The sequence below is a fragment of the Pseudomonas svalbardensis genome (assembly GCF_030053115.1).
GTDB lineage: Bacteria > Pseudomonadota > Gammaproteobacteria > Pseudomonadales > Pseudomonadaceae > Aquipseudomonas > Aquipseudomonas svalbardensis.
Genome location: NZ_CP125619.1, coordinates 5,689,580 through 5,708,316, shown reverse-complemented (window position 1 = coordinate 5,708,316; position 18,737 = coordinate 5,689,580). Strand labels below are relative to the sequence as shown.

The window sequence follows — 18,737 nt, the reverse complement described above, 5'->3', positions numbered from 1 at the left end:
GATAACGCTCATAGCCTGTCAGTCGGCGGCGGGCGTCTGTAGGACTTGTTCGCTGAGCTTGTCGGCCAGGCGCACGAAGGCGGCCAGATCGAGTTGTTCGGGACGCAGGCTGCCATCAACGCCAGCGGCTTCGATTTCAGCATTGCTCAGCAGCAGCTTGAGGGTGTTGCGCAGGGTCTTGCGGCGCTGGTTAAAGGCTTCGCGCACGACACGCTCCAGCAACTTGTGATCCTTGGCCGGGTGCGGCAGCACTGCGTGGGGTACCAGGCGCACGATAGCCGAATCGACTTTGGGCGGCGGATTGAACGCGCCGGGGCCAACGTTGAACAGATGCTCAACCCGGCAGTGATACTGAACCATGATCGACAAGCGACCCCAGTCACCACCACCGGGGCCTGCTGCCAGGCGCTCGACCACTTCTTTTTGCAGCATGAAGTGCATGTCGCGAATCAGGCTGGCGTTATGCAACAGGTGAAAAATCAGCGGCGTAGAGATGTTGTACGGCAGGTTGCCGACCACCCGCAGGCTGTTCGGCGCGGCGTTCAGGCTGGTGAAGTCGAACTTCAGCGCGTCGCCCTGATGCAGATTGAAATTGCTCTTGCCGGCGAACTGCTGGTTAAGGATCGGGATCAGATCCTTGTCCAGTTCCACCACGTCCAGCTGGGCACCGCTGTTAAGCAGGCCCTCAGTCAGCGCTCCCTGGCCAGGGCCGATTTCCAGCAGTCGGTCTTCGGGCTTGGCGCGGATGGCGCGCAGGATGCGGTCGATAACGCCGGCATCGTGCAGAAAGTTCTGGCCAAAGCGTTTGCGCGCCTTGTGTTGGTAATGCTCGGTCATAAACGGGTCTCGGCCATCTGGTAGGCGGTTTCCAGGGCGACTTGCAGGCTGCCGGTATCGATTTTGCCGCTGCCGGCCAGGTCCAGGGCAGTGCCGTGGTCGACCGATGTACGGATGATCGGCAAGCCGAGGGTCACGTTGACTGCCGCGCCGAAGCCTTTGTACTTCAGCACAGGCAGGCCCTGGTCGTGGTACATCGCCAGCACCGCATCGCAGTGCTCCAGATATTTGGGGGTAAACAGAGTGTCGGCGGGCAGGGGGCCGCGAAGGTCCATTCCTTCGCCACGCAGGCGCTCTAATGTAGGTTCGATAATGTCGATTTCTTCATGGCCCAGGTGTCCGCCTTCGCCGGCATGGGGGTTGAGCCCACACACGAGGATGCGTGGCCGGGCAATGCCGAATTTTTCTTGTAGATCGGCGTGCAGAATTCGCGTGACTCGCTCCAGACGCTCCGGCGTGATCGCATCGGCAATCTCGCGAAGAGGCAGGTGAGTGGTGACCAGCGCCACGCGCAATCCGCGAGTGGCGAGCATCATCACCACTTGTGCGGTATGGGTCAGGTCGGCGAGAAATTCTGTGTGCCCGGAAAAGGCGATCCCGGATTCATTGATCACGCCCTTGTGCACAGGGGCCGTGATCATGCCGGCAAAATGCCCGTCCAGGCAGCCTTGGCCAGCTCGAGTCAGGGTTTCCAGAACGAAAGCCGCGTTGGCCTTGTCCAGTTGCCCGGCGGTGACCTTGGCGTTGAGCGGTGTATCCCAGACATACAGGCTGTTGGCTGGCGCGGGCACATCCGGCCAGTTGTCCGGGGTGACCGGCAGCAAATCGACAACCACACCCAGCTGCACGGCCCGTTCAAGGAGCAGGTCGCGGCTGGTAATGGCAATCAGGGGGTGTGGCTGGGCTTGCGAGGCGAGCAGCAGGCACAGGTCAGGACCTATGCCGGCCGGTTCGCCGGGTGTCAGCGCGAAACGTTTGGGTTTCACTGCGCTGCCTGGTCTGCACCAGGGAGTTTGATCTCTACGTACGCTTCGTCACGGATCTGACGCAGCCAGGTTTGCAGCTCTTCGTCATATTTGCGGTTACGCAATACGGTCATTGCTTGCTGCTCGCGGGCCTGGGTGGTGCTGTCAGTGGCACGACGACCAAGGACTTCCAGAACGTGCCAGCCATATTGGGTCTGGAACGGCCTGGACAGCTGACCTTGTGGGGTCTTGGCCATCACTTCGCGGAACTCGGGAACCAGAGCATTTGGGTCGATCCAGTTCAGGTCGCCGCCGTTGAGGGCGGAACCCGGATCTTCCGAGAAGCTTTTCGCCAGTTCGCCGAAATCTTCTCCCGCTTCGATGCGGGTGTAGAGCGACTCAGCCAGCGCCTTGGTTTTTGCTTCGTCGCGGATCGGGCTAGGTTTGACCAGGATGTGACGTACGTGCACTTCATCACGTACCTGGGTCTCACCGCCACGCTTGTCGAGGATTTTCAGGATGATGAAGCCGCCCGGTGTGCGCATTGGCTGGGTAATGTCGCCGACAGCCATGGTGCTCAGCATGCGATCGAACGGAGGTGGCAGTTGACCGGCTTTACGCCAGCCCATATCGCCACCTTCCAGTGCGGTTTCGCTCGCGGATTTGGCGATTGCCAACTGACCGAAGTCAGCGCCTTGCTTGAGCTGCTGGTAAACCGCGTCTGCCTGTTTGGCTGCATTCTGAATAGCGTCGGAGTTGGCGCTTTCCGGCGTAGGAATCAGGATGTTGGCCAGACGGAATTCTTCGGACAGCTGCATTTTGCCGAGGTCGGAAGCGAGGAAGTTCTTCACTTCCTGTTCGGACACCTGGATACGCTCGGCCACACGACGCTGACGCACACGGCTGATGACCATTTCGCGGCGAATCTGGTCGCGGGCGTCTTCATAAGACAGGCCGTCGCGAGTCAGAGCGGCGCGAAATTGCTCAATCGACATGTTGTTGCGCTGGGCAATGGTGCCGACAGCCTGGTTCAGTTCTTCATCGGTAATGCGGATACCGGAACGTTCGCCGATCTGCAGTTGCAGGTTTTCGACGATCAGACGTTCAAGTACCTGCTGATCCAGCACGTTGGCCGGCGGTACAGCAGAACCGCGCTTGGCGATGGTTTGCTGAACTTCATGAACGCGTTGGTCCAGTTGGCTCTGCATGACCACGTCGTTGTCGACAATGGCCACCACTTTATCGATGGACTGCACCGCGGCGTTCGCCGCGGTACCCAGGAACAGCGCGCCCAGCATCAGCGGGCGCAGACAATCAGAAAGCTTGGTCTTCACGTTCACGATAACCTTGGATGCCTTTGTCGAGGAAGCTCTCTACTTTGGAGCCGGTGAGGCCGCCGAGTCCCTTCAGAACAATTTGTAGGAAGATGCCGTGGTCGCCTTTTTCGTTTTCCGGGGCGTTCTGACTGAACTCGTCATACGAAACCCAGTAACGGTTGATCAGGCGCAGTTTCCAGCAGCAGTTGTCGTACTCGAAGCCACCGAAAGCTTCCAGGGTACGGTTACGGTTGTAGTCATACTGCCAGCGGCTGATGGCGTTCCATTGCGGCACGATCGGCCAGATCACCGAGAAATCGTGCTGCTGAATCTTGTAGTAGTCCTTCACGTAGCCAGGTTGGCCCGGGGTGCCGTAGTCACCACCGCCCACTTGCCACTTACCGGTGTTCTGGTCGTAACGGACCTGGTCATTGCGATAGCGATAACCGGCGTTGATGACCTTGTTCGGGTTGTCTTCAGGCTGGTAGTGGAACATCGCGCTGCCCGAGCGAGGGCTGCGGCTGTCCGGGTCCCAGTTGTAATCGGCCGTGGTGCGCCAATCACGGTTCCAGCGATATTCGTATTCCAGCGCATAAGGCGAGACATTAGCCTGCGCATCGTCGCGGGTTTTTGCATCGATGCCTGGCAACTGAACTTCACGATCCTTGAAGTACACGGCCTGGCCAACGCTGATGCGTTGACGTTCGAAGCCATTGTCTTCGATCCAGCGGTTGGTTACGCCCAGAGACAGTTTGTTCTCGTCGCCGACACGGTCGGCGCCGGAGAAGCGGTTGTCACGGAACAGCGACGCGTAGTTGAAGGTGTATTCGCTGGTGTCGAATACCGGAATGTCTTCCTGATCCGTTTCAGGGACGTACAGGTAGAACAGGCGCGGTTCGAGGGTCTGGCGATAATTCTTGCCGAACCATTGGGTGTTGCGATCGAAGTACAGGCCGCTGTCGATGCTTGCAATCGGCACGCCACGGTTCTGGCTGCTGCTGAAAGTACCGTTGAGCTTTTGCTGCTCCGCGGTTTGCGCGTCAATCTGGCTTTTGCCGGTACCGTCCAGATCCAGTTGGTACTGGGTGTACTGGTACTTGAGCGATGGCTTCACGAAGCCATAAGTCCAGTCCAGCGGCAGGCTGACACCCGGTTTGAGATTCAAGCGGTCGCCGTTGGCACGTGCCAGTCCCGTCACGTTGTTATCAAGACGCGGTTCGACGGTGCCATCTTCGTTTACGAAGTTACCGTCCTTCAAATCACGGTCAAACCGTACGACTTCTGTCTCGTAGTCGAAATTCAGGCCACCAGGGTGAGTCGGCAGCTGACCATTGAAAGTGATCTGCGGCAAGCGGTCGTACGGCGTAATGTCCGAAACGGTCGCGAGCTGATAAGCCTGTGCATTCAAGCGAGCGGTGTAGCTGTCGCCACGATAGGTGACAGAGCCCTGCTGGTTCACGAAATCAGAGCTTTTAACGCCGATCTGATCGGTTTGCAGATCCTGGAAGTAATACGGATCGCTGATCTTGGTGTAATCGACTTGTGTCAGAACGCGCGAGTCGAGACCGCCCTTGTGCTGCCAGTTATACATGTAGCGGTTTTTCTGGTAGTCGGTCTGCTTGCTGCGATCGGTGTCTTCGTCGTTGAGGTACGCGGCGCCGAACTGACCTTCGCTGGACGGGGTCAGATAACGGAATTCGCCTTCCATCAACAGCCCGTGCTTGCTCATGTAGCGCGGGTACAACGTGGCATCGTAGTTCGGTGCCAGGTTGAAGTAATACGGAGTGACCAGCATGAAGCCGGTATCGGTGCCGGTGCCGATGGTCGGCGGCAGGAAACCGGACTGGCGACGGTCGTCGATCGGGAAATAGATGTACGGCGTGTACAGAACCGGAATGTCTTTGACCCGCAGCGTCACGTTGGTCGCGGTACCGAAACCGGTGGCCGGGTTCAAGGTGATGTTGTTGCCCTTGAGCTGCCAGGCGTTGCTGTCCGGTTCGCACGTGGTGTACGTACCATCCTTGAGGCGGATGATCGCGTTCTCGGCACGTTTGGCGTACAGCGCATTACCGCGGATACGGGATTTGTGCATCACGTATTCGGCGTTGTCGACCTTGGCTTCACCAGTGTCGAGCTGCACGTCGGCGTGGTCGCCAACGATCAGTGCGCCGTTGTCGCGAACACGGACGTTGCCGCTCAGTTCACCACGGCTCTCGGCCTGGTAGAGGTTCGCTTCGTCGGCTTCGACCTGCATGCTGCCCTGACGCATGACCACGTCACCCGCCAGGGTCGCGACTTGCTCATCCTGCTTATAGCGAGAGGCTTTGGCGCCGAGGAAGGTCGGAGCGTCACTTTTACTCGTCTTGTCATTCATGCCAGGACGAATCGGTTCGATATAGGAACCAGCGCAGTAAGGACCGGTTTCGGCCAATTGCGCTGCAGTGAGCTTCTCGCGCGGAACCCAGTCGAGGTGACTGTAGTCTTCGCTACGCGACTTCAGGCCGCGGCCCTTGGATTCGGTCACCAGCACAGGCTTGGCGCCGGTGTCTTGACTAAACCCGCTGTCAGCCGGAGTCTCGCCGCTCGTGCTTACCGCCGCACTGCCGTCATGGACGGGGCGAGGTGGCAGCGCAGCTGCTGGAGATTTTGGCGCACAGTTCCAGGCACCCGAAGCAGAGACTGAGCAGTCATACTGTTCCGCGGCGACCACGAACGAAGTGGCTAGAGGTTGCAGGGCCAGCAGACTGCCGGTAACCAACAACGGAAATTTTTTACGAAACGCGGGGGATTTCAATGCCATCTTATTAGTCCGGGCTTCCTGCGTGCCATCTGCCCGCGGTGTGGGCCGCACGCCTCTCGATGGTCTGAAAAAGATGCTGGATAATAAAGCATGACCCGCTTGACGGCTAGCGCCGTCGGAGACCCTTGCAATGCCTGACCAAGATGTACGTTTGCAACACCTGAAAGTTTGGCTCGATGAGCAATTGGCTGCCCTCTTTGCAGAACAGGACTGGGGCGTCGTACCCCCGGCCACGTTGACTGCGGCCAGTAGCGATGCGAGTTTTCGACGTTATTTTCGCTGTGAAGGCGAGGGCAGAAGCTTCGTCGTGATGGACGCGCCACCGCCCCAGGAAAATTGTAAACCCTTCGTGGATATCGCTTTTTTGCTGGCGAAATCCGGAATAAATGTTCCGAAAATTTATGCCGAAGACCTCGAACGTGGTTTTCTTTTGCTCAATGACCTGGGCAACAAGACTTACCTGGACGTGATCGACAGCGAAAATGCCGACGATTTGTTCAAGGATGCCCTGCAAGCGCTGTTGGCTTTTCAGCAGTTGCCGATGGTTGCACCGCTGCCAAGTTATGACGTGGCGCTGCTGCGCCGAGAGCTGGAATTGTTCCCTGAGTGGTACGTGAAGCGCGAGTTGGGCATCGAGTTCGACTCGGCGCAGCAAATGCTCTGGCAGAACGTGACTGAGCTATTGATCGACAGCGCACTGGCCCAGCCTAAAGTGCTGGTGCACCGCGACTACATGCCACGCAACTTGATGCTCAGCGAGCCAAATCCCGGCGTGCTGGATTTCCAGGACGCAGTCTATGGTCCCGTGACCTACGACGTGACCTGTCTGTTCAAGGATGCGTTCCTCAGCTGGCCCGAGGAGCGTGTGCGCGGCTGGTTGGAAGCTTACTGGCAGCAAGCGGGCGATCTCGGGATCCCGGTTCAGCCCGACTTTGATGATTTCCTGCGTGCCAGTGACCTGATGGGCGTGCAGCGGCACCTGAAAGTGATCGGCATCTTTGCCCGCATCTGCCACCGCGACGGCAAGCCGCGCTATCTCGGCGATGTACCGCGCTTCTTTGCTTATATAGACGCCGTGATCGCCCGCCGTCCTGAACTGGCCGAGCTGGATGTGTTGCTGCTGAGTCTGCGTGCTGGAGCGAATGCATGAAGGCGATGATTCTGGCAGCAGGCAAAGGCGAGCGCATGCGCCCGCTGACCCTGACCACGCCGAAACCGCTGGTTCGCGCTGGCGGTATACCGTTGATCGAGTATCACTTGAAAGCCTTGGCGGTGGCGGGGTTTACCGAGGTGGTGATCAACCATGCCTGGCTCGGCCAACTGATCGAAAACTACCTGGGTGATGGCTCGCAATACGGCGTACGTATTCAGTACTCGCCGGAAGGTGAGCCACTGGAAACCGGAGGCGGGATTTTCCGCGCGCTGCCGTTGCTGGGTGACGAGGCCTTTATGGTGGTCAACGGTGACATCTGGACCGACTACGACTTCAGCGTGTTGCACCAACCCATCACCGGGCTGGCGCATTTGGTGTTGGCGGACAACCCGACCCATCACCCGACCGGCGATTTCAGTCTGATCGACGGGCAAGTACGCGACGGTCAACCGGACACTGCAACCCTGACCTACAGCGGCATCGCGGTCCTGCACCCGCAGCTGTTCGACGGTTGCTCCGCCGGCGCCTTCAAGCTTGCACCGCTGCTGCGCAAGGCCATGGCCGATGGACACGTCACCGGCGAGCACTTGAATGGACATTGGGTGGATGTTGGCACTCACGAACGTCTGGCTGAAGTCGAAACCCTGTTAGAAGCGAGACGCTGACATGTTGTGGCCAGGGACTCTGATTGGAGCCGGAGCGGGCTTTTACATCGCCAGCATTCCGGGGGCCATGCTTGGCGCCTTGTTGGGGCAGGTGCTGGATCGGCACTTGCACTTGCAGAGCTGGGCGCACTTGCGAGAAAAGCTCGGTGGCCGCCCGGTGCTGCGCAACGATGAACTGCTGTTTGTGTTGTTGGGGCGGCTGGCCAAGTGCGATGGACGGGTGGTGGAAGGCCACATCCAGCAGGCCCGTCAGGAAATGCGTTCGCTGGACATGACCGAGTCGGCCCAGCGTCGGGCCATTGCCGCGTTCAATCGCGGCAAGTCGGGAGATGACCGGTTGCGCGGTTATTTGCGCCGCTTGGGCGCTCAGCCCCATGCGGCCGAAGGCGTCTTGCGCGCCTGTTGGCGGATGATTTGGGCTGATGGCCGCGCCGGTAGCGCTGAGCGAGAGCTGATCAGACAGTGGGGTAAATGGCTGGGCTGGACGTCGCGGCAGGTGCTGGCGCTGTCGGCCGATTACGAGCGGCACAAGTTTGCACAGGCCAGCAGCGCGCTGACTTATCAAGATGCTCTGCGGCTTTTGGGCGTTTCGGCGACCAGCGAGCCGGCGCAGATCAAGCGTGCTTATCGACGCCTGCTGAGTCGCCATCACCCGGACAAGATCGCCGGCAGCGGTGCGACGGCGCTGCAGGTGCGCGAAGCCACTGACAAGACTCGCGAACTGCATAGCGCCTACACATTGATTCGTGAGCGGCGGGATTTTCGGTAGCTGTCTGTAAGGCGGCGATCCGACGATGGCGCCGCTGCGATCTATCAGTTCACCGCGTTCTGTGGACTCAACCAGCCCCGCACCCGACGGAACAGCTGCTCTTGCTCAGCCTTGGAATTACCCGGCAAAGCCTTGAGCGATACCTGACTGAACCCCGAAGTCTTCAACCGTTTGCTGGACTGCAAGCGTTCCAGCGCCAGGTTGCGATCCAGCGGCTTGTCCATATAGAAGATGTCTGCGGTGGGCAGCTTCAGGGTCGGTGTCAGTTCGACCAGCTCTGGTTTGGCTTTCGCCGGCATCTGAGCGGCGACCATCACAAACTTCTCCACTTGCGAGGGCTGCTTCTCGCTCAGGTAGCGCGCGGCCCAGTAAGCGCCAGTGCCATGCCCCAGTACGACAATGCGGCGAGCGCTTTGCTGTTCGGCGTAGGCAATCGCGGCGTCGATGCGGGCGAAGATTCGTTCGACGTCGGCTTTGGCCTGTTCCTCGGTGGTTTCGGCGATCGCCTTGTCCGCCACCTCCGCTTCACCGCCCGCCGCTTGTTCGATGGGCGCGGCGGTGGTCGAGTCTTTGCTGCCGGCGTCAGGGGCTTTTGGTGTGAGGGCCACTTCTACGATACGCGGCGCAATGGCATCGCTTTGCAGGTCCGGCAAGGTGATACTCAGGCTGCTCCACTCGGCGTCCGGCAATTTACGTCGCAGTGGACCTATTGCTTGCGGCCAGTCAACGGTTTCGCCGGCGCCCGGGATGATAATCACCGCGCCTTTGGGTTCGCCGGAATTGGCCGGTTTCCACAAGGCCAGAAACGTGTCGCTGCCCGCTTGCAGTTGCTGCTGTTCCTGAGCCGGGATCTGTCGCTCAAGTGCAGACGCTTCTTCCTGACTACGCTCAAGCAGCGGCTGGCGCTCGACCGGTTTTTCTTCGGCGGGTGTTCCCGTAGTGGTAGGCGCCGGGTCGGCGGCCTCGACGGAAAAGGCACAAGGCAGGATCAGCGACAGGCACAATGCTGGCAGTGCCAGGCGGTAGACAGGGGGCATCGGATATTCCAGGCCAGAAGTTATTCCGGCAGCCTAATGGGTTGGTCAGTATTTGTCAGTGTGTGAGATTTCGATGATGCGTTTTCGCTGCCTGTGGGTTATCGGCTGTTTGTGGTTTCCCTTGATGGGCTGGGCGGCTCCCGCGCCACCGGTGCACGTCGCGCAATTGTCCGCGGGCCAGCAGCAATGGCTGGCGCAACATGGCGAATTGCGCGTGGGGCTGGTGTTGCAAGTGCCCTACGCCCAATACGATCGCCGCTTGCAGCGTTTGTCCGGGGTCAATGTCGAGCTGATGAAGTGGCTGGCCAAGGCGCTCAACGTCGAGCTGAGCTGGCGCAACTTTCCCGACCTGGCGCACCTGGAAGACGCCGCGCGCGAGGGTGAAATCGACATCGCTCCGGGGCTGACCCAAACACCCGGTGGCCTGCGGCTCTGGCAGTTTTCCGACCCGTATATGCGGGTGCCGCAACTGGTGGTCAGCGACCAGAAAAGCACCGGCGTGGTAGAGCTGGAAAAACTCGACAGCCAGACCCGCGTCGCCGTGCGCATGCCCGGCGCCACCGCCGATTACCTGCGCAGCAATTACCCGCACCTGAACCTTCAAGGCGTACCGATCGAGCGCCAGGCACTGCAACTGTTGTTGAGTCAGCAGGCCAGTTACGCCGTGGTCGACGAAGCGCAGCTGGGGCGTTTGTCCGCCGAACCTGAGTTCGCCGGGCTGGTGGTGGTCGGTGATATCGGCTTGCCGCAACTGTTGCGGGTGGCCACGCGCCGGGACTGGCCGGAACTGGCCGGCATCGTCGAAAGCGCGTTGCGGGCGATCCCGGCCAAGGACCTGGAGCAACTGCACAACCAATGGCTGCAACCCAAATACCCGAGGCTGACCGAGTCCCCGGGTTTCTGGCAAAACCTCTGCCTGCTGTTGGTGGTGTTGATGCTCAGCAGCATGGCCATCGTGTTCTGGCAGCGTCGGCAGCAGCACAGTCTTGAGCAACGTTTGCGGGCCGCGCGCGAAGACATTGCGCTGCGTGCCGCCAGCGAAGAAGCCTTGAGCCTCACGCAGTTTTCCATCGACCAGAGCACCGTCGGTATCCTTTGGGTCAACTGGGACAGCCATGTGCGCTACGCCAATCGCGCGGCCGAAACCATGCTGGGTTATCCGGCGGGCGGGATCATTGATCGGCCGTTGATCGACTTCGAGCCCGGCTTGCACATGGACCGCTGGCTGAACCTGTGGAAACGCGCCCGGGCCAGCGAGGAAGGCCCACAAAGTTTCGAAACCAACTGTGTGCGGGCGGATGGCAGCAATCTGCCGGTGGATGTTTCGCTGAGCTTTTTGCGGTTTCGCGACGGCGAATACCTGGTGGTTTACCTCAACGACGTCACCGAGCGCCGCCGTGCATTGGCCGCGTTGCAGGAAAGCGAAGCGCGTCTGCAAGGGATCGCCGCCAACGTTCCAGGACTGGTCTTTCGTCTGGAGCGGGCACCGGTGACGGGGCAGATCGACTTTGCCTACATCAGTGAAGGCAGCGAGAGCCTGGTGGGTTACTCACCGGCCACCCTGGCCCATCGCGACAAAGGCTTGCGCAGCCTGGTGCACCCGGCCGACAAGGGCAGTTATCACCAAACCCAGGACCATGCGCTGGATACCGACAGTGACTGGTCGTGGCAGGGACGGATTCTCACCCGTTCGGGCGAACAGCGCTGGGCCGAGATCAAGGCCATCACCCGCCGACTCGAAGACGGCGCCTATGTCTGGGACGGGATCGTCTGGGACATCAGCGAGAGCAAACGCATCGAATTGGAACTGGCCAGCTCTCGCGAACAGCTGCGTGAGTTGTCCGCGCACCTGGAGAGCGTGCGGGAAGAGGAAAAGGCCCGCATCGCCCGGGAAGTTCACGACGAACTGGGTCAGATGTTGACCGTGCTCAAACTGGAAACGTCGATGTGTGAACTGGCCTACGCCCAGCTCGACCCCGGTCTGAACGAACGCTTGAACAGCATGAAGCGACTGATCGCTCAGTTGTTCCAACTGGTTCGCGATGTAGCTACGGCACTGCGGCCACCGATTCTCGACGCCGGGATTGCCTCGGCCATCGAGTGGCAGGCTCGCCGATTCGAGGCGCGCACGCAGATTCCGTGTCTGGTGCAGGTGCCGGAGAATCTGCCGGTGCTCAGTGATGCCAAGGCGATTGGCCTGTTCCGGATCCTTCAGGAAGCGCTGACCAATGTCATGCGCCATGCCCAGGCGCATACTGTCGAACTGACATTGGCGCTGGAAGGCGACGAGTTGTGTCTGACCGTCAGTGATGATGGCGTAGGATTTGTCCCTGCCACCGGTAGGTCGACATCCTTTGGGGTAGTCGGCATGCGCGAACGGGTGTTGATCATGGGCGGACAGTTGTCGCTTGAGAGTGAACCGGGTGAAGGCACGACCCTGAGCGTGCGAGTGCCGCTGGATGAGGAGAAGTAAGTGATCCGTGTACTGGTAGCCGAAGACCACACCATCGTCCGCGAAGGCATCAAGCAATTGATCGGCCTGGCCAAGGATTTGCTGGTGGTAGGGGAGGCGAGCAATGGCGAGCAGTTGCTCGAGACCTTGCGCCATGTTCCCTGCGAAGTGGTCTTGCTGGACATCTCCATGCCTGGGGTTAATGGGCTGGAGGCGATTCCGCGTATTCGTGCACTGAACAATCCGCCGGCGATTCTGGTGTTGTCGATGCACGACGAAGCGCAAATGGCCGCCCGTGCGTTGAAGGTCGGCGCCGCGGGTTATGCGACCAAGGACAGCGATCCGGCACTGTTGCTGACGGCGATCCGCAAGGTCGCGGCGGGCGGGCGTTACATCGACCCGGACCTTGCCGACCGCATGGTCTTCGAAGTCGGCCTGACCGATTCGCGGCCGTTGCACTCGTTGCTGTCCGAGCGCGAATTCTCGGTGTTCGAACGCCTGGCCCAAGGCGCCAACGTCAACGACATCGCCCAGCAGCTGGCCCTGAGCAGCAAAACCATCAGCACCCACAAGGCGCGGCTGATGCAGAAACTCAACATCACCTCCCTGGCGGAACTGGTGAAGTACGCGATGGAGCACAAACTCCTATAAAAACCGCATGCATTCCCTGTAGGAGCGAGGCTTGCCCGCGAAGGCGATTTCACTGACGCCAAAAGCTTCGCGGGCAAGCCTCGCTCCTACAGGGATGTGCGGCGCATATCCATTTGCGACATCCCTCCGAATCGCTTTTGCCTTTACTTGTGGCTTGCAGCTGACCGTTTGACGCTGTGTTGGTCAAAACGCGCCATCCTTGTAGGGCAATCCCTACCCCCAACCTTCCATCCGGCTGAGGCCATTCTCTCCTGCGCCCCGATTTGCGTGGTCGGCATCGTCCACTAGGCTTAGTCCATAGCAGTCATCAACAACAAAGGTGTGGGTATGAGCCAGGTCGATTCAAGCGCAGGGGCCAGCGATATTCTGGTCAGCTTTCGTGGAGTACAAAAAAGCTACGACGGCGAGAACCTGATCGTCAAAGACCTCAACCTGGAGATTCGCAAAGGCGAATTCCTCACCTTGCTCGGGCCGTCCGGCTCCGGCAAGACCACCAGCCTGATGATGCTCGCCGGTTTCGAAACACCGACCGCAGGCGAAATCCAGCTGGCCGGGCGTTCCATCAACAACGTGCCGCCGCACAAGCGCGACATCGGCATGGTGTTCCAGAACTACGCATTGTTTCCGCACATGACGGTCGCCGAGAACCTGGCGTTCCCGTTGACCGTGCGCGGCTTGAACAAGAGCGATGTTAGCGACAAGGTCAAAAAAGTCCTGAGCATGGTCCAGCTCGACACCTTCGCCCAGCGCTACCCGGCGCAACTGTCCGGCGGTCAGCAGCAGCGGGTGGCCCTGGCCCGCGCCTTGGTGTTCGAACCGCAACTGGTGTTGATGGACGAACCCCTCGGCGCACTGGACAAACAATTGCGCGAACACATGCAGATGGAAATCAAGCACCTGCACCAGCGCCTCGGCGTGACCGTGGTCTACGTGACCCACGACCAGGGCGAAGCCCTGACCATGTCCGACCGCGTTGCCGTGTTCCACCAGGGCGAGATCCAGCAGATCGCACCGCCGCGCACCCTCTACGAAGAGCCGAAAAACACCTTCGTCGCCAACTTCATCGGCGAGAACAACCGCCTCAATGGCCGCTTGCACAGTCACACCGGCGACCGCTGCGTGGTTGAGTTAGGGCGCGGTGAAAAGGTTGAAGCCCTGGCCGTTAACGTCGGCAAGACCGGCGAACCCGTCACGCTGTCGATTCGCCCGGAACGCGTGAGCCTCAACGGCTCCAGCGAGTCCTGCGTCAACCGCTTCTCGGGGAGGGTGGCGGAATTCATCTACCTGGGCGACCACGTCCGTGTTCGCCTGGAAGTCTGCGGCAAGACCGATTTCTTTGTGAAACAACCGATTGCCGAGCTCGATCCCGCGCTGGCCGTCGGCGACGTGGTACCGCTTGGCTGGCAGGTCGAACACGTTCGCGCGCTCGACCCACTTCTAGAGGCGCATTGATCGCCCCCTGCTTCAACAACACCAACCCTGCACGTGGAGAGAACAATAAATGTTGAGATCCCTGAAATTCACCGCTTTGGTCATGGGCATGATCGGTGCGGCACACGCAATGGCGGCGGGCCCGGACCTGACCGTGGTGTCCTTTGGCGGGGCGAACAAGGCAGCGCAGGTCAAAGCCTTCTACGCACCGTGGGAAGCGGCAGGTAACGGCAAGATCGTGGCGGGCGAGTACAACGGTGAGATGGCCAAGGTCAAAGCCATGGTCGACACCAAGAGCGTGTCCTGGGACCTGGTAGAAGTTGAATCGCCAGAACTGTCCCGTGGTTGCGACGAGGACATGTTCGAGCAACTTGATCCGGCGTTGTTCGGCAAGTCTGAAGACTACGTCAAAGGCGCTATCCAGCCATGCGGCGTGGGCTTCTTCGTGTGGTCGACCGTGCTGGCCTACAACGCCGACAAACTGGCTTCCGCACCGACCGGCTGGGTGGATTTCTGGGACACCAAGAAATTCCCGGGCAAGCGTGGCCTGCGTAAAGGCGCCAAGTACACCCTGGAATTCGCTCTGATGGCCGACGGCGTTGCGCCGAAAGACGTCTACAAAGTACTGGCCGGCAAGGATGGTCAGGACCGCGCGTTCAAGAAACTTGATGAACTCAAGCCAAGCATCCAGTGGTGGGAAGCCGGCGCGCAACCGCCGCAGTACCTCGCTTCCGGCGACGTGGTCATGAGCTCGGCCTACAACGGCCGGATCGCTGCCGTGCAGAAAGAAAGCAACCTGAAAGTCGTGTGGAACGGCGGTATCTACGACTTCGACGCTTGGGCTATTCCGAAAGGTCTGGACGCCAAGCGCGCCGAAGCGGCGAAGAAATTCATCGCGTTCTCGGTAGCTCCGCAGCAGCAAAAGACCTACTCGGAAAACATTGCCTACGGCCCGGCCAACATTCAAGCCGTACCGTTGCTGGCCAAGGATGTCCTGAAAGACATGCCGACCACCCCGGAAAACATCGCCAACCAGGTGCAGATCGACGTCAGCTTCTGGGCTGACAACGGTGAGCAACTGGAACAGCGCTTCAATTCCTGGGCTGCAAAATAAGACCACCCCGTGGGCTTATCCACTCCTGTAGGAGCAAGGCTTGCCCGCGATGACGGTGTGTCAGTCAACATTAATGTTGAATGTGCCGACGCTTTCGCGGGCAAGCCATGCTCCTACAGGGGCGATGTGTAGCTAACAAGAACAGAGGTGGCCTCCCTTACAGGGAGTGCCTGCCTCTGTAACGATCAAAGATTTCCGGAGTACGCCATGGCCACCGCCATTCCCCTGAACGCGGGCACCGACCCCACCTTGAAGCAGCGGCTCAAGCACGCCGAGCGGATCAACCGCTGGAAAGCACAAGCCTTGATCGCGCCGTTGGTGCTGTTTCTGTTGCTGGTGTTCCTGGTGCCCATCGTGGCGCTGCTCTACAAAAGTGTCGGTAACCCGGAAGTGGTCGGCGGCATGCCGCGCACCGTGGTGGCTATCGCCAGTTGGGATGGCCGAGGCTTGCCCGCTGAACCGGTTTATAAGGCGGCCAGCGAAGACCTCGCTGAAGCCCGCAAGAATCAGACCCTGGGCGACCTGTCCAAGCGCTTGAACATGGAGTTGGCCGGCTACCGCAGCCTGCTGACCAAAACTGCACGTGCCTTACCGTTCGCCACCGAACCGGCCTCTTATAAAGAAGCGCTGGAAGGTCTCGACGAGCGCTGGGGCGACCCGGCCTACTGGCAAGCCGTGCGCCGTAACACCAGCAGCATTACCCCGTACTACCTGCTGGCGGCGGTCGACCACCGTATCGACGACCTCGGTGAAGTGGCCCCGGCCACCCCAGACCAAGCGATCTACCTCGACATCTTCGCCCGCACCTTCTGGATGGGGCTGATCATCACCGTGATCTGCCTGGTGCTGGCGTATCCGTTGGCCTACTTGCTGGCGAACTTGCCATCACGGCAAAGCAACTTGCTGATGATTCTGGTGCTGCTGCCGTTCTGGACCTCGATCCTGGTGCGGGTCGCCGCGTGGATCGTGTTGCTGCAGTCGGGTGGCTTGATCAACAGCGGCCTGATGGCGATGGGCATCATCGATAAACCGCTGGAACTGGTGTTCAACCGCACCGGGGTTTACATCTCCATGGTGCACATCCTGCTGCCGTTCATGATTCTGCCGATCTACAGCGTGATGAAAGGCATCTCGCCGACTTACATGCGCGCCGCGATTTCCCTCGGCTGCCACCCGTTCGCCAGTTTCTGGCGGGTGTACTTCCCGCAGACCTATGCCGGTGTCGGCGCCGGTTGTCTGTTGGTGTTCATCCTCGCCATCGGCTACTACATCACCCCGGCCTTGCTGGGTAGCCCGAACGATCAGATGGTCAGTTACTTCGTCGCCTTCTACACCAATACCAGCATCAACTGGGGCATGGCGACCGCACTCGGTGGGCTGCTGCTGTTGGCGACCGTAGTGCTTTATCTGATTTACAGCTGGCTGGTGGGCGCCAGTCGCCTGCGCCTGAGCTAAGGGGAGAACGAAATGCTGAGTCCTTATATGTCGCCCATTGAGCGGGTGTGGTTCTACAGCTTGCGGATTCTCTGCGGCTTGATTTTGTTGTTCCTGATTCTGCCGGTGCTGGTGATTATTCCGCTGTCGTTCAACTCGGGCAGTTTCCTGGTCTATCCGCTGCAAGGCTTCTCGCTGCACTGGTATCAGGACTTCTTCGCCTCGGCGGAATGGATGCGAGCACTGAAGAACAGCATCATCGTTGCCCCGGCGGCGACTGTTTTGGCGATGATCTTCGGTACGCTGGCGGCAATCGGCCTGACGCGGGGCGACTTCCCCGGCAAGGCGCTGGTGATGGCGCTGGTAATTTCGCCGATGGTAGTCCCGGTGGTGATCATCGGTGTGGCGAGCTATCTGTTCTTCGCGCCACTGGGTCTGGGCAACAGCTTCTTCTCGCTGATCGTGGTGCATGCGGTGTTGGGCGTGCCGTTTGTGATCATTACCGTGTCGGCGACCTTGCAGGGGTTCAATCAGAATCTGGTGCGCGCTGCTGCGAGCCTGGGTGCTTCGCCGCTGACGGCGTTCCGTCGGGTGACCTTACCGCTGATTGCTCCCGGCGTGATCTCCGGTGCGCTGTTTGCCTTCGCGACTTCGTTCGATGAAGTGGTGGTGACGCTGTTCCTCGCCGGTCCCGAACAAGCGACATTGCCACGGCAGATGTTCAGCGGCATCCGCGAAAACCTCAGCCCGACCATCGCGGCGGCGGCGACGTTGCTGATTGCCTTCTCGGTGATCCTGCTGCTGACCCTGGAATGGCTGCGCGGCCGCAGCGAGAAACTGCGTACGGCGCAGGTCTGACGGTTTGTGCCCCTCAGAAGGGGGGCACTGCCCATTTTACCGTTCGTCGGCACTGTCAGAACTGTCAGGTGCGGTGCGTGCTTTTCCAGTCGTAATCTCTCCATGAGCACTCTCATGGCGATTGAACGACATGTCAGACCAACAGATTACTGAACTTCTCGCACCGACTGTTGAAGCGCCTCAGCGAAATGAAACGACGGATTCCAATCCCACGATCAGCGGCACGTGCGCCGAGGGTGCCAGCGTCTGGGTTAAAAGTGCCCTGCCTGGAGAAAGCTGGTGGGAGTATGCCGAAGTCACCGGTAAACAATGGAGTTACACCTCGTTCAAAGCCTGGGGCGATGGGGAAAAGGCCATCAAGGCGCAGCAGCGTCTTGGAGGCGCTACCTCGCCCTACAGTGAGTCGCGCGCGTTCAGGGTTTTTGCAGTACCAGTCATCCGTTCTCCAGCACCTGGTGCAGTGACGGGCAACAACCCGACGATCAGCGGCACGTGCGCCGAAGGTGCCAGCGTCTGGGTGAAAAGTGCCCTGCCTGGAGAAAGCTGGTGGGCGTATGTCGAAGTCACCGGTAAACAATGGTCTTACACCTCGCCCACAGTCTGGGGCGATGGGGAAAAGGCCATCAAGGTGCAGCAGAGTCTTGCAGGCGTTACCTCGCCGTATAGTGAACCTTTGAACTTCACGGTGGCTCTTTCCCCGTTCGTACCACCTCCGCTGATTTTGCGGCCGCTTCCCTATTCGTTCACAGCTCAGGATCAACTCATCACTGGCTCCGACCAGAGCGCTATAAACCTGCAGCTGTTGGATGAAGTCGGTACACCGATCGCCGGAGAGTTTTCAAAGGAGACCGGCCGTTGGACTTTCAGGCCTGCCAGGTTTTGGGAGCCAGGTTTGCATCAGATCAGGCTCAAGCGGGGGAGCGCTCTCAATGCACCGCAAAGCGAGTTGCGTGCATTCAGCGTGCGCCCGCCCGTTCCCGTGATCACCGATCCGGCCGATCAAGGCAGTGCACACCCCGTGCAGGCCATCAAGGGCAAAGGCGCCCCAGGGGCTGTCTACACGGTACAGGATGTCTGCGGTGTGCCTGTCAAAGGGACTTTCGAGATTCACGGCGATGAGTGGATTTTCACCCCCGTCGATTCCTGGCTGAGGGAAAACAAGGTGCGAGTGACCCAGACACTCAACGGCGTGAAGTCCCACCCCGGCAGTATTCATACGTTCTATCGAATTTGACCCGGCCTGGAATCTTGGTGA

At 59.8% G+C, this 18,737-nt stretch carries 15 protein-coding genes; 10 read left to right on the top strand and 5 right to left on the bottom strand.

Going from position 1 to position 18,737, the window contains the following annotated elements:
* Nucleotides 1–18: 18 nt before the first annotated feature.
* The 4 genes from rsmA to QFX16_RS26450 are packed head-to-tail and all read right to left on the bottom strand — an operon-like array spanning nucleotide 19 to nucleotide 5,918.
* Nucleotides 19–837 (bottom strand): 16S rRNA (adenine(1518)-N(6)/adenine(1519)-N(6))-dimethyltransferase RsmA, encoded by an 819-nt coding sequence (gene rsmA / locus QFX16_RS26465; protein ID WP_283181905.1) that lies wholly within the window; start codon nucleotides 835–837, stop codon nucleotides 19–21.
* Nucleotides 834–1,823 (bottom strand): 4-hydroxythreonine-4-phosphate dehydrogenase PdxA, encoded by a 990-nt coding sequence (gene pdxA / locus QFX16_RS26460; protein ID WP_149629967.1) that lies wholly within the window; start codon nucleotides 1,821–1,823, stop codon nucleotides 834–836. The genes rsmA and pdxA overlap by 4 nt, the downstream gene beginning before the upstream one ends.
* Entirely contained in the window at nucleotides 1,820–3,136 is a 1,317-nt protein-coding gene (gene surA / locus QFX16_RS26455; RefSeq protein WP_283181904.1) for a peptidylprolyl isomerase SurA, read from the bottom strand. The genes pdxA and surA overlap by 4 nt, the downstream gene beginning before the upstream one ends.
* Nucleotides 3,117–5,918, bottom strand: coding sequence for an LPS-assembly protein LptD (locus QFX16_RS26450; RefSeq protein ID WP_283181903.1), 2,802 nt, complete (start codon nucleotides 5,916–5,918; stop codon nucleotides 3,117–3,119). Before QFX16_RS26450 ends, surA begins: the two co-directional genes overlap by 20 nt.
* 130 nt (nucleotides 5,919–6,048) lie before the next feature.
* On the opposite strand from QFX16_RS26450, the gene QFX16_RS26445 reads away from it, so the two are divergent.
* Genes QFX16_RS26445 through QFX16_RS26435 form a run of 3 tightly spaced genes read left to right on the top strand, consistent with a single transcriptional unit; the run spans nucleotide 6,049 to nucleotide 8,505 of the window.
* Entirely contained in the window at nucleotides 6,049–7,068 is a 1,020-nt protein-coding gene (locus QFX16_RS26445; protein WP_283181902.1) for an aminoglycoside phosphotransferase family protein, read from the top strand.
* Nucleotides 7,065–7,736: an N-acetylmuramate alpha-1-phosphate uridylyltransferase MurU gene (gene murU, locus QFX16_RS26440; RefSeq protein WP_283181901.1), complete on the top strand. Its 672-nt coding sequence runs from the start codon at nucleotides 7,065–7,067 to the stop codon at nucleotides 7,734–7,736. Before QFX16_RS26445 ends, murU begins: the two co-directional genes overlap by 4 nt.
* Before the next feature lies 1 nt (nucleotide 7,737).
* The gene (locus QFX16_RS26435) at nucleotides 7,738–8,505 is read left to right on the top strand and encodes a TerB family tellurite resistance protein (protein WP_283181900.1); all 768 of its coding nucleotides are present in this window, start codon (nucleotides 7,738–7,740) and stop codon (nucleotides 8,503–8,505) included.
* A 44-nt stretch (nucleotides 8,506–8,549) separates the two neighbouring features.
* On the opposite strand, the gene QFX16_RS26430 is transcribed toward QFX16_RS26435, so the two are convergent.
* Nucleotides 8,550–9,542, bottom strand: a complete 993-nt coding sequence (locus tag QFX16_RS26430; RefSeq protein WP_283181899.1) for an alpha/beta hydrolase family protein — start codon at nucleotides 9,540–9,542, stop codon at nucleotides 8,550–8,552.
* A 73-nt stretch (nucleotides 9,543–9,615) separates the two neighbouring features.
* Here QFX16_RS26430 and QFX16_RS26425 point away from each other — a divergent pair, with 73 nt between their 5' ends.
* The 7 genes from QFX16_RS26425 (at nucleotide 9,616) to QFX16_RS26395 (ending at nucleotide 18,716) form a co-directional block, all read left to right on the top strand.
* Nucleotides 9,616–12,015, top strand: a complete 2,400-nt coding sequence (locus QFX16_RS26425) for a PAS domain-containing sensor histidine kinase (protein ID WP_283181898.1) — start codon at nucleotides 9,616–9,618, stop codon at nucleotides 12,013–12,015.
* On the top strand, nucleotides 12,016–12,645 hold the full coding sequence (locus QFX16_RS26420) for a response regulator (RefSeq protein WP_003210977.1): 630 nt from the start codon (nucleotides 12,016–12,018) through the stop codon (nucleotides 12,643–12,645).
* A gap of 327 nt (nucleotides 12,646–12,972) precedes the next feature.
* Nucleotides 12,973–14,097, top strand: a complete 1,125-nt coding sequence (locus QFX16_RS26415) for an ABC transporter ATP-binding protein (protein ID WP_283181897.1) — start codon at nucleotides 12,973–12,975, stop codon at nucleotides 14,095–14,097.
* Between the two features lie 49 nt (nucleotides 14,098–14,146).
* The gene (locus QFX16_RS26410) at nucleotides 14,147–15,190 is read left to right on the top strand and encodes an ABC transporter substrate-binding protein (protein WP_283181896.1); all 1,044 of its coding nucleotides are present in this window, start codon (nucleotides 14,147–14,149) and stop codon (nucleotides 15,188–15,190) included.
* A 207-nt stretch (nucleotides 15,191–15,397) separates the two neighbouring features.
* A complete protein-coding gene (locus QFX16_RS26405; RefSeq protein WP_283181895.1) occupies nucleotides 15,398–16,645 on the top strand; it encodes an ABC transporter permease in 1,248 nt (415 codons plus the stop codon).
* 12 nt (nucleotides 16,646–16,657) lie between these two features.
* Nucleotides 16,658–17,482, top strand: coding sequence for an ABC transporter permease (locus tag QFX16_RS26400; protein ID WP_045059981.1), 825 nt, complete (start codon nucleotides 16,658–16,660; stop codon nucleotides 17,480–17,482).
* Between the two features lie 130 nt (nucleotides 17,483–17,612).
* Nucleotides 17,613–18,716, top strand: coding sequence for an Ig-like domain-containing protein (locus tag QFX16_RS26395; RefSeq protein ID WP_283181894.1), 1,104 nt, complete (start codon nucleotides 17,613–17,615; stop codon nucleotides 18,714–18,716).
* Nucleotides 18,717–18,737 lie beyond the last annotated feature (21 nt).